The following is a 23,861-nucleotide window of genomic DNA, read 5'->3' on the forward strand; positions in this document are numbered from 1 at the left end:
ATCCGGCTACGGCACGCGGCGCAGCCAGGCGTCGGTGGTGAACTTCTTCTCGACGAGGCGCTCGGCGGCGTCCCACTCGCCCTCGGTGACCTCGCCCTCGGTGCCGCCGTGGCGCCGCTTGAAGACCGCGACCATCTTCTCGATGATCTGCTCCCGCTCGAGCCCCGTCTGGCTGCGCAGCGGATCCACCCGCTTCTGCGCGCTGGCCGTGCCCTTGTCGGAGAGCTTCTCCCGCCCGATCCGCAGCACCTGCGTCATCGCCTCGGGATCCATGTCGTAGGCCATCGTGACGTGGTGCAGCACCGCGCCCGAACCGAGGCGCTTCTGCGCAGCGCCCCCGATCTTGCCGTGGGGGCTCGTGATGTCGTTGAGCGGCTTGTAGTGGGCGTCGATCCCGAGCGCCTGCAGCGCCTCCAGCACCCACTCGTCGAGGTAGGCGTAGGACTCGGCGAAGCTCATGCCGCGCACCAGCTCGCCGGGCACGTAGAGCGCGTAGGTGATGCACGAGGCGGGTTCCATGTACATCGCACCGCCGCCCGAGATGCGCCGCACGAGCTGAGCGCCGTACGCGGCGGCCTGCTCCTCGTCGACCTCGTTCTTCACCGACTGGAAGCTGCCGATGATCACGGCCGGTGCGTTCCACTCCCAGATGCGCAGCGTGGGGCCGCGCAGGCCCTCCCCGACCGCGGCGGTGAGCACCTCGTCGAGGGCGGCGTTGAGCACGGGGGCGATCGGCGGCTCGTGCAGGATCTGCCAGTCGTAGTCGCGCCAGTGCGCTGCCCCGGTCACGGCGCGCCGGATCGCGACGCCGACGGAGTCCGGGGTGAAGCCGAGCAGGTGCACCTCGCTCGGCAGCGCCTTGCGGATGGCGTCGCCCACCTCCTCGATGGTGCTGTTGGGGTTCAGCCCCTCCACGGCGGAGTCGATGCAGGCGAGCGCGTCGTCGGGTTCGAGGAAGAAATCACCCGAGAGTCGGAAGTCGCGTATGAGACCGTCGGCCACGTCGAAGTCGACGACGACCAGTTTGCCGCCCGGAACCTTGTACTCGCCGTGCATGCTCATGGTTTTAGAGTACGCCTCTCCCCGTCGATTGGGCGAGTGCACTGGCGTTGCGCCGGGTGAGGGCGGCGAGTCGGGGCGTCGCGACAACTCGACGAGCGGCGTCAGTTCGCCACGCGCTCCAGCATCCAGGTCGAGAGGTCCGCGAAGACGTCCTCCCGGTTGGTCTCGTTGAGGGTCTCGTGGCGCGCGCCGGGGTACAGCTTCACGGTGACGTCCCGCACCCCGCGCTTGCGGTAGGCGTCGGCCAGCAGGCGCAGGCCGTCGCCGCGGTTCAGCGGGTCCTCGCCGCCCGAGACGATGAGGATCGGCAGCTCGGGCGGGATCCCGTGCCCCGGCTTGCCGAGGAGGCGCAGCCCGTCGGCGACGCCGAAGAGCTTGATGATGTCGGCCGCGAAGCACAGCGGATCGGCGATGAACGACTCGCCGACGGAGGCGTCGCGGCTCAGCCACTCGAAGCCGTTCGCACCATCCGCCTTCCACTTCGCGTTGAGCTCTCCGCTCTCCATGTGCTTGAAGGTGCGGAAGGCCGTGCCGGAGAGCACCAGCGCGTCCCACGCCCGCGGGTGCTCGTTCAGGATCCGCTGCGCCATCAGCGATCCCCACGAGTGGGCGAACATGACGACCGGCAGGTCGGGGTGCCGCTCGCGTACGATGCCGGTGAGCTGCAGGATCGCGGCCTCGGTGGCCTGCAGCCCGCCCGGGCCGAGGCGCCCCAGCCTGGACAGATCCCCCTCGTGCTGCTTGCGCCCCGTCTCGCCGTGCCCCCGATGGTCATCGGCGTACACCGTGAAGCCGGAGGCGACGAGACGGCGCGCGAACGCGTCGTAGCGCTTGGCGTGGTCGCCGATGCCGTGCGAGAGCTGCACGATGCCCACCGGATCCTCGGACGCCCACTCGTAGACGAAGATCTCGACCCCGTGGGCGTCGACGTAGCTGAACTCGGTGCGCTCGAAGGCGTCGGTATCGCTCATGCCCCTATTCTGGTGGGCGCGCCTGGGCGCCGCCAGCACGAGGTGCTGCACGCCGCCAGCACGAGGTGCTGCACGCCGCCAGTGCGCTGCGCTACTCGGCCCGGCGGTGCGCGACCTCGCCGTCGACCAGCGTGAGGGCCGCGGCGGTGCCGAGCAGGTCCTCCGGGGCGTCGGCGAGCGGGTTCGCGGTCCACACCACCGCGTTCGCCCGGTAGCCGGGTGCGATGCGGCCGAGCTGGTGCTCGCGCTTCGTGGCGTAGGCGGTGCCCAGCGTGAGGGCTTCGAGCGCCTGCGCCGGCGTGAACACGCGCTCGGGCTGGTAGGCCTCGCGGCTCTGCTCGAGGGCTGACTTCGCGGTGAGGGCGATGAACAGGTTGTCGGGCGCCTCGTGGGGCGCCGTGGGTGCGTCGGTGCCGAGCGCGAGCGTCACTCCCGCCTCGCGGAACTTGTGCCACGGGAATCCGGTGTGCGCGCGCTCGTCGCCCAGCACGGCCTGCCAGTTGTCGAGCACCGCGGGGTCGCAGTGCACGGGCTGCATCGAGGCGGTGACGCCGAGCGCGGCCATGCGCGCGATCGTGTCGTCGGCCACCGACTCGAGGTGCTCGACCCGGGCGCGGCGGTCGGCGCGGGGTCCGTTGACGCGGATGCACTCCTGCACCATGTCGAGCGCGATCGTGCTCGCCTCGTCGCCGATCGCGTGCAGGGCGAGCTGCAGTCCGGCGGCGTCGGCGGCCACGGCCACGGGCAGGGCGAACTCGCGCTCCCAGATCGGGCCGGGCAGGGCCCCGTTCGCGTAGGGCGCCCGCATCGCGGCCGTGCAGGCGTCGATCACGCCGTCGAGGATGAACTTCACGCCCACGATGCGCAACCACTCGTCGCCGTACTGCGCGGCGACCTCGTCGCGGATCCGCGCTACCTCGGCGACCTCTGCGAGGTCGGTCTCGAGATCGCCCGAGGCCGTGAGGATCCAGTGGGCGTTCACGGGGAAGGGCAGGCGGCCCTCGCGGTCGAGGATGCGGCGATAGGTCGCGAGGTCCGCGTGCCCGAACGACATCTCCGAGGCTCCGGTGACGCCGGTCTCGAGGTACGCGTCGAAGGCGGCGGCGAGCCAGCGGTCGCGATCCTCGTCGGTGGACACGGTGTCGAGGTAGCCCCAGCCGTACTGCATGGCGGCGGTCTCGAGCAGGAAGCCGGTGGCGTCGCCGTTCTCATCTCGTTCGATCTCACCGCCCACCGGGTCGGGGGTGTCGCGGGTGATGCCCATCGCCTCGAGCGCCGCGGAGTTCACCCACATGGTGTGCAGGTCGTTCGCGTCGAGGAAGACGGGAACGTCGGACACGGCCGCGTCGAGCATGGCGGCGGTGGGGCGCTCCCCGGCCTCGAAGATGTCGAAGCGCCAGCTCACGCCGGTGATGCGCGGCGCGTCCGGGTTCGCGGCGCGGGCTGCGGCGATGCGATCCTGCACCTCGGCGACCGTGGTCGCGTCGCGCAGCTGCACCTTCGACAGCGCCTCGCCGAGCATCAGCATGTGGGCGTGGCCCTCCCAGACCGCGGGGGTGACGAGCGATCCGCCGAGGTCGACCTCCTCAACGGGACCGGATCCGGGGCCGGATCCCGCGTCCCCCGCGCCGGCCGCGAGACGCACCGCGTCGAGATCGCCCGCCGCGAGGATCCGCCCGTCGCGCACGGCGAAGCTCTCCCGCGGCGTGACCGAGGCGTCGCCGGTGAAGACGACGGCGTTGCGGTAGATCGTCGTGGAGGTGGAGGGCATGGAGACTCGCTTTCGCCGGAGGGTGTGCGGATGATGTCGATGGTAGCGGTGCTCCCGGCGACGTCCGGGCCGGGAGCGCCTGCCGCGTTCAGGCGCCGATGGGCGCGACGGGCTCTTCGGCGCGGGACCGGGCGAGCGCTCGCTCGGCGCCCACGGAGACGCGTGCGATCAGGATCGTGGGGACGATGACGACGAAGCTCACGAGCCCCATGATCAGGGCGAACACCGGCACGCCGAACCACTCGATGAACGCGCCGCCGATGAGAGGGGCGAAGCTCGAGCCGACGAGGTAGGCGCCGAGCAGCGGGCCCGACCACCGGCCGCGGGCGTCGAGCCCGGCGGCGGTCGCGATGAACAGGGTGAAGGCGAACGCGTACACGGTGCTGACGCCGATGATGAGCGCCGCGAGCAGCGCGGGATCGTCGGTGAAGCCGACCCAGATCTTGAGCGCTCCGCCGACCACGAGCGCCGCGGTGAGCGGCACCGCGCGGCCGATGCGGTTGCCGAAGACCGTGACGACCAGCATGCCGAGGATGCCGCCGGCCGCCGCGAGGCTGAGCGTGAATCCGAGCGCCTGCTCGCCGAGTCCGACCGCGTCGCCGAGCACGGGGGCCATCGTCCAGATCGCGTCCTCGCTCGTGCCCCAGAACGGGAAGACGAGCAGCACGGCGATACCGGCGAGGGTGATGCGCCGGGGCTCGGCGATCTGCAGGCTGCTGGTGACGTCGACGGGCTCGGCGTGCTCGGGGGAGTCGGGCAGCCACGAGGTGAGCGCCAGACCCACGAGCGAGATGAGGGCGAGCGTGCCGAACACGCTGCCCTGCGAGATGCCGATGAGCGGGATCACGGCCAGAACCACGGTGATGAGCACACGATTGACGAGGCCGCTGGTGGCCGAGACGCGGTTGGGGTTGCGCAGCGCCGCGATCGCCGCGCCCGACGTGGAGATCGCCGCTCCCACGCCGGCGCCGCCGACGATGAGGCCGGCGACGGCCACGGCCGGTGCGGGCGCGAGGGCGGCGGCGCCGAAGGCGACCACGGCCAGGGCGAGGCCGGCCATGGCGAGTGGGCGACGGGCGCGCCCCGAGGCGAGACGTGCGGTGGCGAGGCCCACCACGGCCGAGGCGAGCAGCGCCCAGGTGAGCACGTTGCCGCTGGCGACGATGTCGAAGCCGAGGGCTCCGAGCGCGGTCATGATGAACGGCGCGAGGTTCGCCATCATCAGGCTCGCGAGGGCGATGAGGAATGTCGCGCTCCCGTTGCGCATGGTGAGCGGGAAGCGGGGGTCGGTGCTGGGCGAGGGGGTGCTCAAGGGATTCTCTTCTCCGACGGCTCTGACGGTAAAACCGAAATCATTTCGGTTATCGTGTTCATGGTGCCTCCTGTGGGAGGATCTGTCAAGCACGATCCGAAGGGAGGCTCCGTGGCGAGACCCCGAACCGCGCGTCTCAGCCGAGAGATCATCGGCCGGGCCGCCATCGACTTCGTCGAGGCCGGCAACGAGCTGCAGCTGGTGCCGCTCGCTCGCCGTCTCGGCGTGAGCGTGTCCTCCCTCTACCACCACGTGGCGGGGCGCGACGGCGTGATCCAGGCCATGCGCCAGGTGCTCGTGGCGCAGTACATCAGGCCGCTGCCCGCCGCGGGCGACTGGCAGCAGCGGATCCGCCAGGAGGTGGAGCTCACCTGGCGCATGTACGCCGACCACCCGCGGGTGCTGCAGCTCATGCTCACCGTGGTCATCGACGAGCCGGACGTGCTGCGCATCTACAGCGTGCTCGCCGACGCGCTGGACGAGGCGGGGCTGCCGCAGGGCGAGATCCTCACGACGATCGAGGTCATCGACGCCTTCACCTTCGGCATGACGCTCGACGCGCTCTCGCCCGACACGATCCTCGACCCGGCCCGCGCCACGGGGACGCTGGCGGGGCTCCTGCCGGGCCACCCGTCCGGCGCGGAGCGCAACCGGCGCGTGTTCGCGCGCGGGCTCGACCTCATCATCGCGGGCATCGAGGCGCGGGTCCGGGAGACCGAGACCCGCGGCGGAGCCGATGCCTGAGCGCGAGCATCGCGCCGGGCGCTGACGTACACTGTGCCTGTGCCACGCCCGCATCGTCGGAGGCCGGCCCGGCGGCGGGGCGGGCTCTCCCGGATCAGCATCGCCCTCTGCGCGGGTGCGCTCGGGGGCGCGGCGCTGATCGCCGTGGCGCTTCCCGGCGGGGACGGGGCGCCGGCGGCGGAGCCGGTCTACGCGTCGATCGAGGAGGGGACGAGCATGCGGATCAGCACGATCGAGGTCGCCGGAGCGCCGAGGGATCGGGACGCCGGAGCGCCCGAGCGAGCGGGCTCGGCCTCGGTTCCCGTGCGCCTGTACCTGCCGGTCGAGGCCCCGTGGGCGACCCTCGTGTGGGCCCACGGCGGATCATTCGTGCGCGGCACGCTCGACTGGCCTGAGGCCGACTGGGTGTCGCGCCGCTTCGCAGAGGCCGGGATGCGGGTCTACTCGGTCGACTACGCGCTGGCGAGCGACACGATCAAGGCGCCGGCTCCGAGCGACGACGTGGCTGCGGTGCTGGGCTGGGCGGCCGAGCAGGACGGACCGCTCGTAGCGGGCGGGGCGAGCGCCGGAGCCCACCTCGCCGCCCTGGCGGCGCTGGCGCAGGCCGACCTCGCGGTCTCGGGGGCGGCGCGCGCGGCCGATGCGCTGATCCTCGAATACCCCACGCTGCATCGGGTGCAGCGCGCCGATCCCGCGCTCGCCGCGGCGACGGCCCGGCTGCCCGAGCAGCGGCGGTTCGATGCGGACCGCATCGCCGAGATGTACGCGTTCTACCTGGGCGAGCCGGGAGGCCTGGCGGCGGCCGGAGCCGTCGTGGTGGGCGAGCTGCCGACCGAGCGGCTGGCGCTGCTGCCCCCGACGGTGATCGTCAACGCCGACGCCGACGACCTGCGGGCCTCGGGCGAGGAGTTCGCCGAGCAGCTGCGGGCAGCGGGCGTGCCGGTGGTCGAGGCCGTGCAGCCGGGAACGGTGCACGGCTACCTCAACCGGCCCGACGAGTCGGATCAGGCCCGCGCCGACGCGCAGGAGACGATCGACCGATTCGTGCGGGAGCTGCGGGGGATCCTGGCCCCCACCGCCGGTTGAGCGGAGCGAGTCGCAGTACGCAGGATCCGAAGGCGACCGCGCGATCCTCAGATCATGTACTCGAGCTCGCGGTAGGCGCCGCGGTAGAAGAGCAGCGGGGCGCGATCCGGATCGGTAGAGATGCCGAGCACGCGCACGAGGAAGATGAGGTGGTCCCCCGCCTCGATCTCCCGCTCGATCTCACCGGCCACCCAGCCGGTGACGCCGTCGAGCGTGGGTGCTCCGTTGGCCTCGGAGGGGTGCCACGAGACGCCCTGCCACTTGTCGGTGCCTGAGCGCGCGAACTGCGCGCTCAGGTGCTGCTGCGCGGCGCTCAGGAAGTTGACCACGACCTGCCGGTGCTCCCGCACGGCCGCGAGGCTCTGCGAGGTGCGGGCGATCGAGAAGGAGACGAGCGGCGGGTCGATCGAGACGCTGTAGAACGACTGGCAGGTGAAGCCGACGGGGGCCGTCGCTCCCTGCGTCGTGATCACGGTGATGCCGGAGGCGAACGCCCCCATGGCGTTGCGGTACTCGCGCTCGTCGAAGAGCACGGGCGCCGACGGCTCCGCGGGAGCCGGGGCGTCGAGCCGCTGCTCGGGGCGGGTGATGGCGGAGGTGTCGGGGCTCATGCGCCGACCTCCGCGCGCTCGGCCGCTCCGGGGAGCAGCGAGCCCTGGCCCGCCACCCACTCGTCGAGCAGTTCGTCTCGCCGGTCGAAGCGCGGGGTGGGGAACGCGAGCCCGCGAGTGGGAACGCTCGCGCCCAGCTCGACGAGCAGCGGCCGCAGCGTGAACTCGACGGCCAGTGCGTGCTCGTCCGAGGCGATCGTGAAGACCGGGATCGCGGTGACCCCCTCGAGCCCCTGCGCCGGATAGCGGTCGAGGAACGCCTTGAGCAGGCCGGTGTAGCTGGCCTTGTACGTGGGGGTGGCGATGACGGCGTAGGTCGATGTGCGCAGCTGCTCGTTCAGCGGGTCGAGCGTCGCCGAGGGCCAGCGGAAGAGCTCATCGGCGTGCTCGATGAGGTCGACCGTGGGCAGGATCTCGGCTCCCGTGAGCGCGGCGAGTCGCTGCGCGAGCTCCTCGCCGATCTGGCGGGTGCGCGAGTGCGGCTTGGGGTTTCCGACGATGACGGAGATGGTGGACATGGCATTCCCTTCGAGGACGGCCGCTGCAGTCGGGCGCGGCCGGTGGTCGTCCACCGGACGGCGCGCTGCGTCGCCCGGCGGGCGGCGGGTGATCCACGGTGTGATGTCGCGGAGTCGCCGCGGGATCTCATCCTGCGGGGTTGCAAGTCAGTGTAGGCGGTGGGGCTCCCTCACTGCGGGGGTGGGCCGCAACAGAGCGTAACGGTCATTTTCCGTCACGTTGTTGCGAGGACCCGGAGGGCTAAACATAAGCTCGCAGCATGTCTCCCATAACAAAACGGAACACCCCTGAGCTTCCCTTCACCGTTGGTGTCGCGCTCGACGGTGCCGGTTGGCACCCTGCCGCCTGGCGGGAGCCGACCGCTCGCGCGACCGAGATCTTCTCGGCCGGCTACTGGCACGATCTCATCGACCGGGCCGACACTGCCGGGATCGACTACGCCACGATCGAGGATGCGCTCCGTCTGCAGAGCGCGCACCCGTTCGGGCGCCGGTCCGTGGGCGCGCTGCCGCCGCGACCGCAGCCCGCGATCGTCGAGGGCCGCCTCGACGCCCTGCTCATCGCGAGCTGGATCGCACCGCGCACGCGGGGCATCGGGCTCATCCCCACCGTGACCACCACCCACACGGAGCCCTTCCACGTCGCGACCGCGCTGCAGACCCTCGACCACGTCTCCGAGGGACGCGCCGGTTGGCAGCTGCGCTTCTCGGGAGAGCCCGCGGCGGCAGCCGCCTTCGGGCGCAAGCCGGCGCCGGCGATCGACTTCGAGCGCGTCGTGACGGGAGCGTCCGACGCCGGGTTGGACGAGCTGATCGGGGAGGCCGCGGACGCGGCCGAGGTGGCGCGTCGCCTGTGGGACAGCTGGGAGGACGACGCCGTGATCCGCGATGTCGCCACCGGCAAGTTCCTCGACCGTGACAGAGTGCACCACATCGACTTCGCCGGTGAGCGATTCTCCGTCGTCGGCCCCTCGATCGTGCCGCGCTCGCCGCAGGGGCAGCTGCCGGTGACGCTGCTGGCGCACTCGACCCCCGTCTACGAGCTCGCCGCCCGCGCCGCGGACGTCGTCTTCGTCACGCCGGAGAGCCGCTCGGCACGCTCCGGCGCCTCGCGCGGATCCTCCGTCGCCGAGATCGTCTCGGCGGTGCGCGCCGCGGAGCAGGAGGCGGATCGCGACGCGCTCGGGCTCCAGCCGCTGCGCATCGTCGCGGACCTGGTGGTGGCGCTCGACACGGCGGAGGAGCGGGCGGAGGATCGTCTGGCCCGTCTCGACGCGCTCGCGGAGACGGGCTTCGAGAGCGACGCCGCGCTCGCCGTCGGTTCGGCCGACGAGATCGCCGCGCTGATCGACGACTGGCGGGATGCCGGGATCGACGGCGTGCGGCTGCGCCCGCTGGCGCTGCCGAGCGACCTGGAGGCCATCGCCGATGCCCTGTTGCCGCGACTGCGCGAGCGGGGCCTCGCGGCGGAACCGGACGATCCGAGAACGCTGCGCGAGCGCTTCGGCCTCGCGCGTGCGGTCAATCGCTACGCGGCCGAGACGGCCGGCGAGACCGTGGAGGCAGCGGCATGAGCGGCCACGCGAGCGGCAAGCGGCAGGTGCACCTCGTCGCGCACTTCCCCGGTGTCAACAGCACGACGGTCTGGAGCGATCCGGAATCGGGCAGCCAGATCGACTTCGCGTCGTTCCGGCACTTCGCCCAGACCGCCGAGCGCGGCCTCTTCGACTACATCTTCCTCGCCGAGGGCCTGCGCCTGCGCGAGCACGGCGGCAGGATCCACGACCTCGACGTGGCGGGCCGCCCCGCCACCCTCGCGATCCTCGCGGCGCTGGCCTCGGTCACCCGCAGCATCGGCGTGGTCGGCACGCTGTCGAGCACCTTCAACGAGCCCTACGAGCTCGCGCGTCAGCTCGCCACGATCGACCACCTCTCGGGCGGGCGCGTCGGCTGGAACGTCGTCACCTCGCCGGATGCCTTCCACGGCGGCAACTTCCGACGCGGCGGCTACCTGCCCTACGAGGAGCGCTACACGCGAGCCGAGGAGTTCGTCGCCCTCGCGAAGGCGCTCTGGGACTCCTGGGAGCCCGACGCGGTCGTCGCCGATCCGCAGGACGGCCGGTTCGTCGACCCCGATCGGGTGCGCAGCGTGCTGCATCGCGGCGAGCAGTTCCAGGTGGCCGCGACGAGCACGGTGCCGCGCAGCCCGCAGGGCTATCCGGTGATCGTGCAGGCGGGAGACTCGCCCGCCGGGCGCGACTTCGCCGCCGCGAACGCCGAGATCATCTTCTCGCGTCACACGAGCTTCGAGGAGGGGCGCACGTTCTACCGCGACGTCAAGGGCCGGCTGCCCGCGGCCGGTCGCAGCGAGGAGTCGCTGCTGATCCTGCCGGGCGCCACCTTCGCGCTCGGAGACACCGATGCCGAGGCGCGCGAGCGCTCCCTCGAAATCGCGCTCGCGCAGACGAGCCCGCAGACCGCGGTCGCGTGGATCGAGGCCATCTGGGGTCGCGAACTCCCGGGGCTCGATCCCGACGGCGCGCTGCCCGCCGAGGATCCGGGCGAGGGAGAGCAGCGCCTGGGGCAGGTCTCCACGCGCGTCGACGATCGGATCGCCCGCGCCGCCCAGCTGCGCGCACGGGCCGAGGCCGAGGGGCTCACCCTGCGCGAGCTGGTGGCGGCGGAGACCGCGCAGCACAGCTTCGTCGGATCGCCCGAGACCGTCGCCGCCGAACTCGATCGCCACGTGCAGCACCGCGCGTCCGACGGCTTCGTGCTCGTGCCGCACCTCACGCCGGGTGGCCTCGACGAGTTCGTCGACCGGGTCGTGCCGCTGCTGCAGGAGCGCGGCGTGTTCCGCACCGAGTACGAGACCGATCCGGAGACCGGGGCCAACGTCACGCTGCGCCGCACGCTCGGGCTGCCGCAACCGCCCCGTCCCGCCGCTCCGAGGACGCCGAGGAGGTCGCGGCATGAGCATCGCAACCGCCGGATCGCGGGTCGATGCTCGCTCGCCCGCCGTCGAGAACGCCCCGGGCGACACCTTCGCGGCGGTGGCCTACTCCGATCCGCTCGGCGCCCCGCTGCTCGCCGACCTCGAGCGCGAGTACGACGAGCGCTACGGCGTCGAGGTCTTCGGCGAGCCGGCCATCGTCGAGATCAACCGCTACCCCGCAGAGGCCTTCGCGCCGCCGCACGGGCTGTTCCTGCTGCTGCTGCGCGACGGCGAACCGATCTCGGGCGGCGCGTACATGCGCTACGACGACACCACCGCCGAGGTGAAGCGCGTCTGGACCCGCTCGGACCTGCGCGGCAGGGGGCTCGCGAAGCTCGTGCTCACCGAGCTCGAGCGCCGCGCGGCGGCGGCCGGCTACCGGCGCATCTACCTGACGACCGGGCCGCGGCAGCCGGAGGCGGTCGGCCTGTACCGATCGCACGGCTACACCCCGCTCTTCGACCCCGCGCGGCCCGCCGCAGAGATCGGCGTCCACCCCTTCGAGAAACTCCTCCCGCCGGCCGCGAGCGCCGGCGCCGAAACCGAACAGGAATCACGACCATGACCCTCACCCTCGATCCTCCGAAGTCCGAGGCGGTGAGCACCCCCTCCGCCCGGCCCGTCTCCCTCGATGTCGTGCCACTGCGGCACTGGTGGCGGTGGGGGCTCAGCGCCGTCGCCGTGTTCCTGCTCGCGCAGCTCGTGTGGACGTTCTTCTCCAACGAGCAGTGGCGCTGGCACATCTTCGCCGAGTACTTCTTCAACGACGCCGTGCTCCGAGGGCTCTGGCTCACGCTCTGGCTGACGGCGGTGTCCGCGGTGATCGGCTTCGTGCTGGGTGCGCTGCTCGCGCTCGCACGTCTCTCCGGCTCGGCGCTGCTGAACTCCTTCGCCTGGGGGTTCATCTGGTTCTTCCGCTCCGTGCCGCTGATCGTGCAGCTCGTCATCTGGTACAACCTCGGATACCTGTTCCCCACGCTCGGGATCGGCTGGCCCTTCACCTACGACTTCTTCATCGTCGAGTTCGACACCGTTCGCCTGCTCTCGTCCTCGGTCGCGGCGATCCTCGGACTCTCGCTGCACCAGGCGGCGTACTCGGCCGAGATCATCCGCGGCGGGCTGCTGTCGGTCGACCAGGGGCAGATCGAGGCCGCGAAGGCGCTCGGGATCCCGCGCTCCCGCCGCTTCTTCCGCATCGTGCTGCCGCAGGCGGCGCGTGCGATCCTGCCGAACGCCTTCAACGAGGTGATCGGGCTGCTGAAGGGCACCTCGGTCGTCTTCATCGTGGCGCTGCCCGAGCTGTTCTACACGGTGCAGGTCATCTACAACCGCAACCAGCAGGTGATCCCGCTGCTGCTCGTCGCCGCCGTCTGGTACACGATCTTCACGACCGTGCTGAGCGTCGCGCAGTACTACATCGAGCGCCGCTTCGCCCGCGGCACGGCCCGCGAGCTGCCGCCGACCCCGATCCAGAAGGCGCGCCGCGCGATCCGCGGGGCCGTCGAGCGGGTGCGCAGCGGCTCGCAGCAGCAGCTCCCGGCGGCATCCGTCGCCGCGATCAACTCGAGTCAGCACTAGGAGGCCGACGTGACCATTCGCACCATCGAAGAGACGACGACCCGGGACCCCGGGATCGATCCCGCGCCCGCCGGGCAGTCGGCGCCCGCAGGCGGAGCCGAGACGGTCCCCGAGACCGAACCGGCGTCCGCTGCCGAGCCGGCTCCCGCCACCGGGTCGACTCCCGAGCGAGTCGCCTCCGATCCGACCGGGCTCGTGGAGATCTCGGGCGTGCACAAGTCGTACGGCACCCGCGAGGTGCTGCACGACATCACGCTCACGGTCGAGCCCGGCCAGGTCGTCGCGCTGCTCGGCCCCTCGGGGTCGGGCAAGTCGACCCTGCTGCGCGCCATCAACCACCTGGAGACCATCGACGGCGGTTCGATCACGATCGACGGCGACTTCATCGGTTACGAGCGCCGGGGCGACCGGCTCCACGAGCTGCCCGAGAAGCGGGTGCTGCAGCGGCGCACCCGCGTGGGCATGGTCTTCCAGAACTTCAACCTGTTCCCGCACCTCACCGCGCTCGAGAACATCATCGAGGCGCCGATCGGGCTGAAGCGCGCGAAGCGGGCCGAGGCGATCGAGCGGGCGCGCGAACTGCTCGCGCGCGTCGGCCTCGCCGACCACGCCGATCACTACCCGCGCCAGCTCTCCGGCGGGCAGCAGCAGCGCGTGGCGATCGCCCGCGCGCTCGCGCTCGACCCCGACGTGCTGCTGTTCGACGAGCCGACGAGCGCGCTGGACCCCGAGCTCGTGGGCGAGGTGCTCAGCGTGATCCGCGACCTCGCGCACAGCGGCACCACCCTCATCATCGTGACCCACGAGATCGGCTTCGCGGCCGAGGTCGCCGACCACGTCGTGTTCCTCGACGGCGGCCGCGTCGTCGAGGAGGGCGCTCCCGAGAAGGTACTGCGCTCTCCCGAGCAGGCCCGCACCCAGGAGTTCCTCGACTGGGTTATCTAGACCCTGCCGCCGGCCGAGTCCGCCGCCGGTTGAGCGGAGCGCAGCGGAGTCGAAACCAGAGGCCCGCGGCTGCGACTCCTCGCAGGCTCGTCGCTCGACCGGCGGAACACCATCCCACCGACACGAACACCACCACACCCAGAGAAGGAAACACCCACCCATGAATACGCCACCCAATCAGACCCGCACCGCGGGCACCCGCAGCGCCGCCAAGATCGCGCTCGCGTCGCTCGCCGCCATCGCGCTCGCCGGGCTGACCGCCTGCAGCACCGCGTCCTCGAGCGCGGTGCCCGGAGGCTCCGACGGGTCATCCTCCGACTCCGCCACCGCGGAGTCCCCGTTCGACCTGAGCTCGGCCAACGCCGAGGGCCGGCCGCGCATCGACCCGATCCCCGAGGCGGTCGCGGCGCTCGAGGCGAGCGGGTTCGAGCCGATCCAGGAGGGCAAGCTCACGATCGCGCACTCCGCCTACGAGCCGCCGCTCGGCTTCCTCGCCGAAGACGACAACCGCACCCTTCTGGGCATCGAGCCCGACATCGCCCAGCTCGTCGCAGACGGCCTGGGCCTCGAGTACACGCCCGAGAACGTCGCGTGGGCCGACTGGCCGCTCGGCGTCGAGTCGGGCAAGTACGACGCGGTCATCTCGAACGTCACCGTCACCGAGGAGCGCAAGGACCTCTTCGACTTCGCCACCCACCGCGACGACGTGGTCGCCTTCGCGGTGAAGGCCGACAGCGACATCGACTCGATCACCGAGGCGAAGGACGTCTCGGGCCTCAAGGTGGTCGTCGGCAGCGGCACCAACCAGGAGAAGATCCTGCTGGGCTGGTTCGAGGAGAACGAGAAGAACGGACTCCCGCCCGGGGAGCCCGTCTACTACGAGGACAACGCCGCCTCGCAGCTCGCGCTCGCCTCGGGCCGGGTCGACGCCATCTTCGGGCCGAACCCCACCGCCGCCTTCGCCGCCGCCCTCACCGGCGAGTCGAAGGTCGTCGGCACGGTCAACGGCGGCTTCCCCGCGAACGCCCAGATCGGCGTCGCGACCGCGAAGGGCAACGGCCTGATCGACGCGGTCGGGATCGTGCTGAACGAGCTCATCGAGACCGGCGTGTACGACGAGGCGCTCGAGCGCTGGGATCTGCAGGACGAGGCGGTGAGCGAGTCGCTCGTCAACCCGCCCGGCCTGCCCCGCCCGTAGCCGATCAGGCACCGCGGCCCCGGTCGGAGATCTGGGTCACGTCGGGAGGTCCGCTCAGCGGGCCGACCGACGCCGGATCTCCGACCCCGGCTCACTCCCGACCCAGAAAGCATCCCCATGTCACGCAGCACACCCATCACCCGCACCGCGCTCACCGCGGCGGCCGCCCTCGCGGCGCTCGCTCTCGCCGCATGCTCCGCCGTCGTCACCGATCGGTCGGGCTCGGAAGCGGCCGGCTCCGTCGAACCGAAGCCGGAGACGACCGCCGCGGCCTTCGACCTCACGACGGCCAACCTCGAGACCCGCCCGCACATCGATCCGATTCCCGAGGCGGTCGCGGCGCTCGAGGCGAGCGGATTCGAGCCGATCCAGGAGGGCAGGCTCACGATCGCGCTGGGCGGCGCGGGCGCCCCGCCCACCTCCTTCTTCGCCGAGGACGACGCGCAGACCATCATCGGCAGCGACCCCGACTTCGGCTCGCTCATCGCCGAGGGGCTCGGTCTCGAGTACGCGCCCGAGAACGTGGCCTGGGCCGACTGGCCGCTCGGCGTCGAGTCGGGCAAGTACGATCTGGCGCTCACGAACATCGGCGTCACCGAGGAGCGCAAGGATCTCTTCGACTTCGCCACCTACCGCGACGCCGTGATGGGCTTCATCGTGGCCGATGGCAGCGACGTGCAGGAGATCTCGAAGCCCGAGGACGTGTCCGGCCTCAGGGTGGTCGTGGGCAGCGGCACCAACCAGGAGAAGTTCCTGCTCGACTGGTTCGCGCAGAACGAGGAGGCGGGGATCCCTCCGGGTGAGGCCGTCTACTACGACGACAACGCCGCGGGCCTGCTCGCGCTCACGTCCGGCCGGGTCGACGCGAGCATCCAGCCCTACTCGGCCGCCAAGTTCCAGGAGGCCACGCTCGGCGAGACCCGCGTGGTCGGCAAGTTCAACAGTGCGTTCCCGGTCACCGGGCAGGTCGGCGCCGCCACGGCCACGGGCAGCGGCCTCGCCGAGCCGGTGGCCATCGTGATCAACGAGCTGATCGCCACCGGGGTCTACGACGAGGTGCTCGCGCGCTGGGGCCAGGAGGACGAGGCCGTGGGCGAGTCGCTCGTCAACCCGCCGGGGCTGCCGCGGCCGTAGCCGCGCGCGGCACTCCGCGCGTTCATCCTGCGCGCAGCGAGCGGCCACCCCGTCATCCTGCGCGGAGTGAGCGCAGCGAGCGCAGTCGCAGGATCCACCATCACCGAACCGGAAAGCCCCCACCATGCCGAGCACTCCTCCCGCCCGCCCAGTCCGCATCGTCTGCGTCGGCGCCGGCCCGGCCGCCGTGATGCTCCTCGAGCGCATCGTCGCGAATCGCGAGCAGCTGGCGCCGGACACCCGCCTCGACGTGCGCCTCGTGGACCCGCACCGGCCGGGCGGCGGGCGCATCTGGCGCCGGGATCAGTCGCCGCTGCTCAAGCTCAACTCGATGCTCGAGGACGTCGCGTTCTTCACCGATGCGTCGTGCCGGATCGCGGGGCCGGTCGACCCCGGCCCCTCGCTCGCGGAGTGGGTGCGGGCGGTGCGCGGCGGGGAGATCGCGCGGCCGGAGTGGAGCGACGCCGCGCTCGACCGGGAGATCGACGGGATCGCGGATCGCGACTTCCCGACGCGCCGCCTGAACAACGCCTACCTGAGCTGGGCGCTGGAGGAGGTTCGGCGGCGGGGCGGGGACGCGGTGCGCGTCGAGTGGCACGAGGACGTCGCGGTGTCGGTGGAGGGCGCGGATCCGACTCGCGTGATCCTCGGCTCCGGCGCCGTGCTCGAGGCCGACGTCGTCGTGTACGCGCTGGGGCACAACGGCACGCATCCCTCGAACGAGTCGATCCGGCTCGCCGGTTTCGCCGACCGTCACGGGCTCGACTACGTCGCCCCCGCTTTCACCGCCGACATCGACCTCGACTGGGTGCCTGCCGGCGCCGACGTGATCGTGCGCGGCATGGGGCTGGCGGCCGTCGACCTGGTGGTGCTGCTCACCGAGGGGCGCGGCGGGCGGTTCGAGCGCGACGGCCGGGGCGCTCTGCGCTATCAGCCGAGCGGCCGGGAGCCGGTGCTGCACCTCGGGTCCCGGCGCGGCGTGCCGTACCGTTCGAAGATCACGAGCCGGATGGTGGGGGATCCCGTCGAACTGGAGTATCTCGGGCCCGGCTTCCACGCCGCGCTCGGGCAGCGGTCCGACCTCCTCGACTTCGAGCGCGATGTCTGGCCGCTGGTCTCCGCGGAGCTCGTCACGGGCTACTATCGCGAACTCTTCACGGGCCACCCGGAGCGCGTCGGCGGCGGCTGGGAGGACTTCGCTCCCCGGCTGCGGAGCGTTCTGCGCGGCGGGCGGGGGATCGCCTCGGCTGAGCTCGCCGAACTGGTGCGCGCGCACGTACCCGACCCGGACGACCGCTTCGACCTCGACGCCTTCGACCGCCCGCTCGTCTTCGAGGAGCCCGGTGCGCTCGACGCGCATCCGGTGGACGGAGTCGAGGGCGGGCCGCGCACGGTTCATGAGCGGGTGCGCCGGCACATCGTGCGCGACCTGCGGCACCGCACGTCGCAGCGCCACAGTGCTGCACTCGCCCTCTTCATGACCGCGCTGCACGTCTACTTCTCGCTGGCCGAGGTGCCGCCCGAGCGGTGGAACGCGCGTGCACGCACGCACGAGCTGCCGAGGCGCTGGCACAGCTACTTCAGCTACCTGGCGAGCGGCCCGCCCGGGCACCGGCTCGAAGAGCTGCTCGCGCTGGCCGAGGCCGGAACGGTGTGCTTTCTCGGCGGGGACCTCGAGCTCGTGACCGACGAGGCGGCGGGCGTCTTCGCCGCCTCGGGGTCCGCCGGGACCGACGGCGGCACGGTGCGCTCGGAGGCGACCGCCCGCACGCTGATCGACGCCTGGCTGCCGGAGGCATCGGCGGCGGGGAGCGACAACCCGCTGCTGCGGCGACTCGTCGACGAGGGGCGCGTGCGCGAGCTCACGGTGTCCGACGAGCACGGCACCGCGACCACGGGCCAGATCGAGGCGGCGCCCGACGGCGGCCTGCCCGGGCGCCCGGGGGAGTTCGCGCTCGGTCCCTTCGTCGCCGGGCCGAGCGGCGGGGCGTTCACGCGCCCCGGCATCGACGCGCTGCCGTTCCGGATCCACGACCGGTGCGCCCGCGCGATCCTCGAATTCGCGGCGGGTGAGGGCGCCGGCTCCGAACCCGCGCTGCAGGCCGCCCTTCGCTGATCACCGCCTCAGCACCATCCCCGCACCGCCCCGCCATCTGCGGATGGGAGTCGCAACACGCCGCATCTCCGGAGACGAAGCGGCAGAACGCGACTCCCACTTGCGTGGGCCGGGTCCGCTCTCGACCACCGGGCGCGATCGTGCCACGATGGAGACATCGGGGCCGTGCAGCCCGCGCGGCGCCTCGGAGACGCGGAGGGCGCCATGCGTTACATGCTTCTGCTCCACGGCAAGGCCGCAGAGTTCCATCAGCGCGACGCGGAGCGGCTCGAGGAGGCGCTCGGGTTTCTCGTGCGCTTCGAGGACGATCTCGCCGCACGCTCGGAGCTCGAGTGGACCGAGGTGCTCGACGCCGAGACGCAGGCCGAGGTGGTCGGCCTTGACCGCGAGGTGCGGCGGGGGACGGCGAATGCCGACGCCCCGCTGGCGCGCGTGTGGGTGGTGCGCGTGCCGGAACAGGCCCGGGCCTGGGAGCTCGCCGGCGTGCTCGCCGAGGGGATCGGCATGCCCATCGAGGTGCGCGAGTGCCTGCCGGGGGCGCAGCGCCCCTAACGTCCTGCGGGTCGCAGACCCCGCTCTTGCTTCGAGCCCCGCCGAGATCCCGATTCTGGTCGCTCCACTTCCCGGAGAGCGACCAGAATCGGGATCTCGCTGCGGACTCGGGTCGCGCTTCGCCCCGTCCCCACCCGCACCGTGATGCAGAATAGCTCCATGGCACTCGATCACCCCGGCACCCTGCGCGGCCGCCTCGTCACCCTCGAACAGCTTTCCCTGGAGCACCACGACGAGCTCATCGCCGCTGCGCGCGACGGCGAGCTGTGGCGGCTCTGGTACACGAGCGTGCCGACGCCCGAGGGCATGGACACCGAGATCCGGCGCAGGCTCGGGCTGCAGGAGCAGGGGAGCATGCTGCCCTTCACCGCGCGCCGCAACGACACCGACCGCGTCATCGGCATGACCACGTTCATGAACATTGACGCCGCGACCCCGCGCGTCGAGATCGGTTCCACGTGGAACGCCGCGAGCGCCCAGGGCACCGGCACGAACCCGGAGTCGAAGCTGCTGCTGCTCGGCCACGCCTTCGACGTGTGGGACTGCTCGGCCGTCGAGTTCCGCACCGACTTCCACAATCACCAGTCGCGCGCCGCGATCGCCCGCCTCGGAGCGAAGCAGGATGGGATCCTGCGCGCGCATCTGCGGCCCGCCGCGGGGTACGTGCGCGACACGGTGGTGTTCTCGATCACGCAGCCCGAGTGGCCGGGCGTGCGCTTCGGCCTCGAGCACCGCATCTCGCGGCACCTCATCGAGCCGGGGGCGCCCCGGCTGGGGTGAGGCAGCGCCGCGGCTGAGCTCGGGTGCGCAGAGCCGGGTTCGCTGAATGCGGAGTCCCGAATGGCTGCTTCGTGGGCGGGGAAGCAGCCATTCGGGACTCCGCATTCAGGGGTTCGGGATCCGGGACCGGGCCCGTCGACTACCGCGAGCCCTCCGAGTCCCGGGCCGCCTCCGACTCGACCGGCACGAGGCGCCGCAGCTGCGTCACGTGCCGGGGCTCCAGCTCCTCGAGCGAGGAGACGCCGAGCAGCGTCATCGTGCGCTCGATCTCGCTGCGCAGGATCGCGATCATGCGGTCCACGCCGGCGCGGCCGCCGGCCATGAGCCCGTAGAGGTAGGCCCGCCCGACGAGCGTGAACTTGGCGCCCAGGGCTGCCGATGCGACGATGTCGGCGCCGTTCATGATGCCGGTGTCGATCATCACGGTGGCGTCACGGCCCACTTCGCGCACCACCTGCGGCAGCAGGTGGAAGGGTACGGGCGCGCGGTCGAGCTGGCGTCCGCCGTGGTTGGAGAGCACGATGCCGTCGACGCCGCGGTCGATCAGCTGCACCGCATCGGGTACGTTCTGCACGCCCTTGACCACGAGCTTGCCGGGCCACAGCTCCCGGATCACCTCGAGATCCTCGTATGAGATCGTGGGATCCATCGCCGCGTTGAGCAGGTCGCCGACGGTGCCGCCGGTCGCCGACAGCGACGCGAACTCGAGCTTGGGCGTGGTGAGGAAGTCGACCCACCACCACGGGCGCGGGATCGCATTGATCACCGTCGACAGCGACAGCTGCGGCGGGATCGAGAAGCCGTTGCGCTTGTCGCGCAGACGGGCGCCCGCGATGGGGGTGTCCACCGTGAACATGAGCGTGTCGAAGCCGGCGGCCGCCGCGCGCTCGACGAGGGCGTAGGAGATCTCGCGCTCGCGCATCACGTAGAGCTGGAACCAGTTGCGGCCCTCGGGGTTCGCGGCCCGCACGTTCTCGATCGAGGTGGTGCCGAGGGTCGAGAGCGTGAACGGGATCCCCGCCGCGCCCGCCGCGCCGGCTCCGGCGATCTCGCCCTCGGTCTGCATCAGCCGGGTGAAGCCGGTGGGCGCGATGCCGAAGGGCATCGAGGAGCGGCCGCCGAGGATCTCGGTCGAGGTGTCGACGTGTGCGGCCGGCTTGAGGATGTCGGGGTGGAACTCGATGTCCTCGAAGGCGCGGCGGGCGCGGTCGAGCGACAGCTCGCCCTCGGCGGCGCCGTCGGTGTAGTCGAAGGCGGCCTTCGGGGTGCGGCGCTTCGCGATGCGCTGCAGATCGGCGATGGTGAGCGCGGAGTCGAGACGCCGCCGCTTGCCGTTGAGATCGGGCTTCTTGAACTGCATGAGTTCGAGGAGTTCCACGGGGTTGGGGAGCTGACGCTTGACCATGTTTTCGAACCTAACGGGAGTCGAGGGGGAACGCGAGCGGGAGCGGCGCGCGGTTCAGCGCAGGAAGGCGGCGGCGACGCCGGAGTCGACGGGCACGTGCAGGCCCGTGGTGCGGCTGAGCTCGGGGCCGGTGAGCACGTACACCGCGTCGGCGACGTTCTCCGGCACGACCTCGCGCTTCAGGATCGTGCGGTTCGCGTAGAACTGGCCCAGATCCTCCTCCTTGACGCCGTAGGTCGCGGCCCGGTTCGCGCCCCAGCCCGAGGCGAAGATGCCGGATCCGCGCACGACGCCGTCGGGATTGATGCCGTTGACGCGGATCCCGTGCTCGCCGAGCTCCACGGCGAGCAGGCGCACCTGGTGCGCCTGGTCGGCCTTGGTCGCCGAGTAGGCGATGTTGTTGGGGCCGGCGAAGACGCTGTTCTTCGAGGAAATGTAGACGATGTCGCCGCCGAGACCCTGGGAGATCATGGCGCGCGCGGCGGCCTGCGAGACGAGGAACGAGCCCTTCGCCATGACGTCGTGCTGCAGATCCCAGTCGGCCTCGGTGGTCTCGAGCAGCGGCTTCGAGAGCGACAGACCGGCGTTGTTGACCACGAGATCGACGCCGCCGAATGCGAGCACGGCCTCGTCGATCGCGGCCTGCACCGCGGCGGCGTCGGCGACGTTGGCGGCGATGCCGACGGCGACATCGGTATCGCCCAGCTCCGCGGCCGCGGCCCGTGCCTTCTCGAGATCGAGATCGGCGATGACCACGCAGGCCCCCTCGGCCGCGAGCCGGGTGGCGATGGCCTTGCCGATGCCCGAGGCGGCGCCGGTGACGAACGCGATGCGGCCCTGGTGCGACTTCGGCTTCGGCAAGCGCTGCAGCTTCGCCTCCTCGAGCGCCCAGTACTCGATGCGGAACTTCTCGGCGTCGCTGATGGGGGCGTAGGTCGAGAGCGCCTCGGCGCCGCGCATCACGTTGATCGCGTTGAGATAGAACTCGCCGGCCACGCGGGCCGTCTGCTTGTTCTTGCCGTAGGAGAACATGCCGACGCCCGGCACGAGAACGATGAGCGGATCGGCGCCGCGCATGGCGGGGCTCGCCTCGTCGGCGTGCGCCTCGTAGTAGGTCCGGTAGTCGGCGCGGTAGGCCTCGTGCAGCTCGGCGAGACGGCTCAGTTGCTCGTCGAGGGACGCGGTGGCGGGCAGGTCGAGCACGAGGGGCTTCACCTTGGTGCGCAGGAAGTGGTCGGGGCAGCTGGTGCCGAGCGCCGCGAGAGGCGCGAGCTTCTCGCGCGACAGGAAGTCGAGCACCTCGGGAGCGTCGGAGTAGTGGCCCACCATCACGCTGTCGTGCGAGGCGATGCCGCGGATCGCGGGGGCGAGGGCGGCGGCCCGGGATCGGCGCTCCGCCTCGGGCAGCGGCTCGAAGCCGGGCACCACCGCGCCGAAGGGCTCGGCGTCGCCGTGCTCTGCGATGTAGGCGGCGGCGGTGTCGATGATCCAGAGCGAGTTGCGCTCGCTCTCCTCGCTCGTGTCGCCCCAGGCCGTGATGCCGTGCCCGCCGAGGATGCAGCCCACCGCCTGCGGGTTGGCCGCCTTGATGGCGGCGATGTCGAGGCCGAGCTGGAAGCCGGGGCGGCGCCAGGGCACCCACACGACACGCTGGTTGCCGGCACCGTCGCCGAAGATCTTCGCGGTGAGCTCCTCGCCGTCGGCGGCGGTGGCGATCGCGATGCCGGAGTCCGGGTGCAGGTGATCCACGTGCGCCGCATCGACGAGGCCGTGCATGGCGGTGTCGATCGAGGGGGCGGCTCCCCCCTTGCCGTGCAGGCAGTAGTCGAGTGCGGCGACCATCTCGTCCTCGCGATCGATGCCGGGGTAGACGCCCTGCAGCGCGCGCAGGCGATCGATGCGCAGGGCGGAGAGTCCGCCCGGGGTCAGGGTGCCGAGATCGCCGCCGGAGCCCTTCACCCACATGAGTTCGACGTCGTCGCCGGTCACCGGATCCTGAGCGATGCCCTTGGCGGAGGTGTTGCCTCCGGCGAAGTTCGTGTTCTTCTTTTCGGCTCCCAGCCGATTCGAGCGGGTGATGAGGGCGTCGACGGTGGGGTGAGCGGGGTGACTCATAGTGCCTCCAGTGGCAGATGTTATTTGATGTGAATTTAACACGAAATAACATCAGGGACAAGGAGGCGCCTCGATCCGCTGCGGGGCTTGGAGCCGGAGCGAGTGCCGGCGAGTGCGCTCAGAGCACGTCAAGATGCTCGCGATAGGGGTCCAGTCGGGGGTCTTCGGGTGCGAGTTCCGTGACCAGTGTCGAGATGTCGCCGGTTTCGAGCGCCATACCGATGGAGCGTTTGCCGAGTTTCGATGAGTCGAGGCAGAGCACCGTACGCTCGGCCGCTGCGGCGAGGTGGCGCTTTACCTCGGCCTCGGCGAGCGAGGCCTCCGAAGTCCCTTGGGCCGGGCTGAAAGCATCGGCCGACGTGAAGAACGTCAGGGTGTGGATGAGTCGTGCTCCCGCATTCGCGATGGGTCCGACGAGGCTGCCCGTCGCTGGCTCGTGCGCCCCTCCAGTGAGGTGGGCCTGCGGGCCCCCTGCGCGGGTCAGCATCTCGAAGGTCTGGACGGAGTTCGTGCAGACGAGGAGCTCGTGCCGATCCGCGAGCATCTCGGCCAGGGCGTTCACCGTGGTCGATGCGTCGAGGGCCACCGCGCCGCGGGTCGGCACCAGCGCCAGAGCCTTCTTCGCCACGGCCCGCTTCGCCGCCGCGCGCGTGGCGAGGCGCTCGTCATAGCTTCGCGGAGCTGGTGCGCCGACCGCGCCACCCCGTACCCGTTTGACCACCCCTTCGAGCTCGAGCACTTCGAGATCGCGCCGGATCGTCATCGCCGAGACCTCGAATCGATCCCGCGCCTCCTCGATCGAGATCTCCCCCCTGCGCTGGATGAGATCGGCCAGGTCTTTGCGCCGTCGTTCGCCGTCGATACTGCCGTACACCGCCATGTCAACGAGCCTAGGCTGTTCCTCGGCGTTCCGGCATCCGACTCCGGGGCTGATCGCGATTCGAGGCGCGCGGTGTCCCCGCAGCGCT

20 protein-coding genes and 1 pseudogene are annotated in these 23,861 nt (G+C 71.5%); 12 read left to right on the plus strand and 9 right to left on the minus strand.

Features of this window, described 5'->3' with window-relative positions; genetic code table 11:
* Window positions 1-6 precede the first annotated feature (6 nt).
* The 4 genes from AMS65_RS06325 to AMS65_RS06340 all read right to left on the minus strand — a co-directional run bounded on the left by AMS65_RS06325 (window position 7) and on the right by AMS65_RS06340 (window position 5,116).
* The gene (locus AMS65_RS06325; RefSeq protein WP_053383379.1) at window positions 7-1,056 is read right to left on the minus strand and encodes a lipoyl protein ligase domain-containing protein; all 1,050 of its coding nucleotides are present in this window, start codon (window positions 1,054-1,056) and stop codon (window positions 7-9) included.
* 107 nt (window positions 1,057-1,163) lie between these two features.
* Window positions 1,164-2,033: an alpha/beta fold hydrolase gene (locus tag AMS65_RS06330; RefSeq protein ID WP_053383279.1), complete on the minus strand. Its 870-nt coding sequence runs from the start codon at window positions 2,031-2,033 to the stop codon at window positions 1,164-1,166.
* 91 nt (window positions 2,034-2,124) lie between these two features.
* Window positions 2,125-3,804, minus strand: a complete 1,680-nt coding sequence (locus AMS65_RS06335) for an amidohydrolase (protein ID WP_053383280.1) — start codon at window positions 3,802-3,804, stop codon at window positions 2,125-2,127.
* A gap of 88 nt (window positions 3,805-3,892) precedes the next feature.
* A complete protein-coding gene (locus AMS65_RS06340) occupies window positions 3,893-5,116 on the minus strand; it encodes an MFS transporter (RefSeq protein WP_241489356.1) in 1,224 nt (407 codons plus the stop codon).
* 111 nt (window positions 5,117-5,227) lie between these two features.
* Between AMS65_RS06340 and AMS65_RS06345 the strand changes: the two genes are divergently transcribed.
* Both AMS65_RS06345 and AMS65_RS06350 read left to right on the plus strand, forming a co-directional pair.
* The gene (locus tag AMS65_RS06345; RefSeq protein ID WP_053383381.1) at window positions 5,228-5,860 is read left to right on the plus strand and encodes a TetR/AcrR family transcriptional regulator C-terminal domain-containing protein; all 633 of its coding nucleotides are present in this window, start codon (window positions 5,228-5,230) and stop codon (window positions 5,858-5,860) included.
* A gap of 39 nt (window positions 5,861-5,899) precedes the next feature.
* Window positions 5,900-6,946 (plus strand): alpha/beta hydrolase fold domain-containing protein, encoded by a 1,047-nt coding sequence (locus AMS65_RS06350; protein ID WP_241489357.1) that lies wholly within the window; start codon window positions 5,900-5,902, stop codon window positions 6,944-6,946.
* A gap of 47 nt (window positions 6,947-6,993) precedes the next feature.
* On the opposite strand, the gene AMS65_RS06355 is transcribed toward AMS65_RS06350, so the two are convergent.
* Window positions 6,994-7,557, minus strand: coding sequence for a flavin reductase family protein (locus AMS65_RS06355; RefSeq protein ID WP_083451518.1), 564 nt, complete (start codon window positions 7,555-7,557; stop codon window positions 6,994-6,996).
* The gene (locus tag AMS65_RS06360; RefSeq protein ID WP_053383282.1) at window positions 7,554-8,075 is read right to left on the minus strand and encodes an NADPH-dependent FMN reductase; all 522 of its coding nucleotides are present in this window, start codon (window positions 8,073-8,075) and stop codon (window positions 7,554-7,556) included. The genes AMS65_RS06355 and AMS65_RS06360 overlap by 4 nt, the downstream gene beginning before the upstream one ends.
* 260 nt (window positions 8,076-8,335) lie before the next feature.
* Between AMS65_RS06360 and AMS65_RS06365 the strand changes: the two genes are divergently transcribed.
* The 10 genes and pseudogenes from AMS65_RS06365 to AMS65_RS06410 all read left to right on the plus strand — a co-directional run bounded on the left by AMS65_RS06365 (window position 8,336) and on the right by AMS65_RS06410 (window position 19,373).
* Window positions 8,336-9,649, plus strand: a complete 1,314-nt coding sequence (locus AMS65_RS06365) for an LLM class flavin-dependent oxidoreductase (protein WP_053383283.1) — start codon at window positions 8,336-8,338, stop codon at window positions 9,647-9,649.
* Window positions 9,646-10,890, plus strand: a pseudogene (locus tag AMS65_RS18690) (NtaA/DmoA family FMN-dependent monooxygenase); the annotation flags it as partial. The gene AMS65_RS06365 and the pseudogene AMS65_RS18690, both read left to right, overlap by 4 nt.
* Window positions 10,891-11,047: 157 nt before the next feature.
* The gene (locus tag AMS65_RS06375) at window positions 11,048-11,635 is read left to right on the plus strand and encodes a GNAT family N-acetyltransferase (protein ID WP_083451536.1); all 588 of its coding nucleotides are present in this window, start codon (window positions 11,048-11,050) and stop codon (window positions 11,633-11,635) included.
* Entirely contained in the window at window positions 11,632-12,648 is a 1,017-nt protein-coding gene (locus tag AMS65_RS06380) for an amino acid ABC transporter permease (RefSeq protein WP_053383285.1), read from the plus strand. Before AMS65_RS06375 ends, AMS65_RS06380 begins: the two co-directional genes overlap by 4 nt.
* Before the next feature lie 195 nt (window positions 12,649-12,843).
* Entirely contained in the window at window positions 12,844-13,593 is a 750-nt protein-coding gene (locus AMS65_RS06385) for an amino acid ABC transporter ATP-binding protein (protein ID WP_053383384.1), read from the plus strand.
* 160 nt (window positions 13,594-13,753) lie between these two features.
* Window positions 13,754-14,791, plus strand: coding sequence for an ABC transporter substrate-binding protein (locus AMS65_RS06390; protein WP_053383286.1), 1,038 nt, complete (start codon window positions 13,754-13,756; stop codon window positions 14,789-14,791).
* Window positions 14,792-14,908: 117 nt separating this feature from the next.
* Window positions 14,909-15,925, plus strand: coding sequence for a transporter substrate-binding domain-containing protein (locus tag AMS65_RS06395; protein WP_053383287.1), 1,017 nt, complete (start codon window positions 14,909-14,911; stop codon window positions 15,923-15,925).
* 124 nt (window positions 15,926-16,049) lie between these two features.
* Entirely contained in the window at window positions 16,050-18,041 is a 1,992-nt protein-coding gene (locus tag AMS65_RS06400) for an FAD/NAD(P)-binding protein (RefSeq protein WP_053383288.1), read from the plus strand.
* Between the two features lie 204 nt (window positions 18,042-18,245).
* Window positions 18,246-18,593 carry a YciI family protein gene (locus tag AMS65_RS06405; protein ID WP_157502115.1) on the plus strand — a complete coding sequence of 116 codons (348 nt, stop codon included), beginning with the start codon at window positions 18,246-18,248 and terminating at the stop codon, window positions 18,591-18,593.
* A 159-nt stretch (window positions 18,594-18,752) separates the two neighbouring features.
* The gene (locus tag AMS65_RS06410; RefSeq protein ID WP_053383290.1) at window positions 18,753-19,373 is read left to right on the plus strand and encodes a GNAT family N-acetyltransferase; all 621 of its coding nucleotides are present in this window, start codon (window positions 18,753-18,755) and stop codon (window positions 19,371-19,373) included.
* A gap of 139 nt (window positions 19,374-19,512) precedes the next feature.
* On the opposite strand, the gene AMS65_RS06415 is transcribed toward AMS65_RS06410, so the two are convergent.
* The 3 genes from AMS65_RS06415 to AMS65_RS06425 all read right to left on the minus strand — a co-directional run bounded on the left by AMS65_RS06415 (window position 19,513) and on the right by AMS65_RS06425 (window position 23,773).
* A complete protein-coding gene (locus tag AMS65_RS06415) occupies window positions 19,513-20,778 on the minus strand; it encodes an alpha-hydroxy acid oxidase (protein WP_053383291.1) in 1,266 nt (421 codons plus the stop codon).
* A gap of 54 nt (window positions 20,779-20,832) precedes the next feature.
* Window positions 20,833-22,893, minus strand: coding sequence for a bifunctional rhamnulose-1-phosphate aldolase/short-chain dehydrogenase (locus tag AMS65_RS06420; protein ID WP_053383292.1), 2,061 nt, complete (start codon window positions 22,891-22,893; stop codon window positions 20,833-20,835).
* A 118-nt stretch (window positions 22,894-23,011) separates the two neighbouring features.
* The gene (locus AMS65_RS06425) at window positions 23,012-23,773 is read right to left on the minus strand and encodes a DeoR/GlpR family DNA-binding transcription regulator (protein WP_053383293.1); all 762 of its coding nucleotides are present in this window, start codon (window positions 23,771-23,773) and stop codon (window positions 23,012-23,014) included.
* Window positions 23,774-23,861: the final 88 nt, after the last annotated feature.

Origin of the sequence: Leucobacter celer subsp. astrifaciens, from assembly GCF_001273835.1 — a bacterium.
Classification (GTDB): Bacteria; Actinomycetota; Actinomycetes; order Actinomycetales; family Microbacteriaceae; genus Leucobacter; species Leucobacter celer.

Excerpts from the sequence above, each read along its gene's own strand:
- AMS65_RS06325 (WP_053383379.1), bottom strand. The coding sequence starts at position 1,056 with ATGCACGGCGAGTACAAGGTTCCGGGCGGCAAACTGGTCGTCGTCGAC.
- AMS65_RS06330 (WP_053383279.1), bottom strand. The coding sequence starts at position 2,033 with ATGAGCGATACCGACGCCTTCGAGCGCACCGAGTTCAGCTACGTCGAC.
- AMS65_RS06335 (WP_053383280.1), bottom strand. The coding sequence starts at position 3,804 with ATGCCCTCCACCTCCACGACGATCTACCGCAACGCCGTCGTCTTCACC.
- AMS65_RS06355 (WP_083451518.1), bottom strand. The coding sequence starts at position 7,557 with ATGAGCCCCGACACCTCCGCCATCACCCGCCCCGAGCAGCGGCTCGAC.
- AMS65_RS06360 (WP_053383282.1), bottom strand. The coding sequence starts at position 8,075 with ATGTCCACCATCTCCGTCATCGTCGGAAACCCCAAGCCGCACTCGCGC.
- AMS65_RS06365 (WP_053383283.1), top strand. The coding sequence starts at position 8,336 with ATGTCTCCCATAACAAAACGGAACACCCCTGAGCTTCCCTTCACCGTT.
- AMS65_RS06375 (WP_083451536.1), top strand. The coding sequence starts at position 11,048 with ATGAGCATCGCAACCGCCGGATCGCGGGTCGATGCTCGCTCGCCCGCC.
- AMS65_RS06380 (WP_053383285.1), top strand. The coding sequence starts at position 11,632 with ATGACCCTCACCCTCGATCCTCCGAAGTCCGAGGCGGTGAGCACCCCC.
- AMS65_RS06390 (WP_053383286.1), top strand. The coding sequence starts at position 13,754 with ATGAATACGCCACCCAATCAGACCCGCACCGCGGGCACCCGCAGCGCC.
- AMS65_RS06395 (WP_053383287.1), top strand. The coding sequence starts at position 14,909 with ATGTCACGCAGCACACCCATCACCCGCACCGCGCTCACCGCGGCGGCC.
- AMS65_RS06400 (WP_053383288.1), top strand. The coding sequence starts at position 16,050 with ATGCCGAGCACTCCTCCCGCCCGCCCAGTCCGCATCGTCTGCGTCGGC.
- AMS65_RS06405 (WP_157502115.1), top strand. The coding sequence starts at position 18,246 with ATGCGTTACATGCTTCTGCTCCACGGCAAGGCCGCAGAGTTCCATCAG.
- AMS65_RS06410 (WP_053383290.1), top strand. The coding sequence starts at position 18,753 with ATGGCACTCGATCACCCCGGCACCCTGCGCGGCCGCCTCGTCACCCTC.
- AMS65_RS06415 (WP_053383291.1), bottom strand. The coding sequence starts at position 20,778 with ATGGTCAAGCGTCAGCTCCCCAACCCCGTGGAACTCCTCGAACTCATG.
- AMS65_RS06420 (WP_053383292.1), bottom strand. The coding sequence starts at position 22,893 with ATGAGTCACCCCGCTCACCCCACCGTCGACGCCCTCATCACCCGCTCG.
- AMS65_RS06425 (WP_053383293.1), bottom strand. The coding sequence starts at position 23,773 with ATGGCGGTGTACGGCAGTATCGACGGCGAACGACGGCGCAAAGACCTG.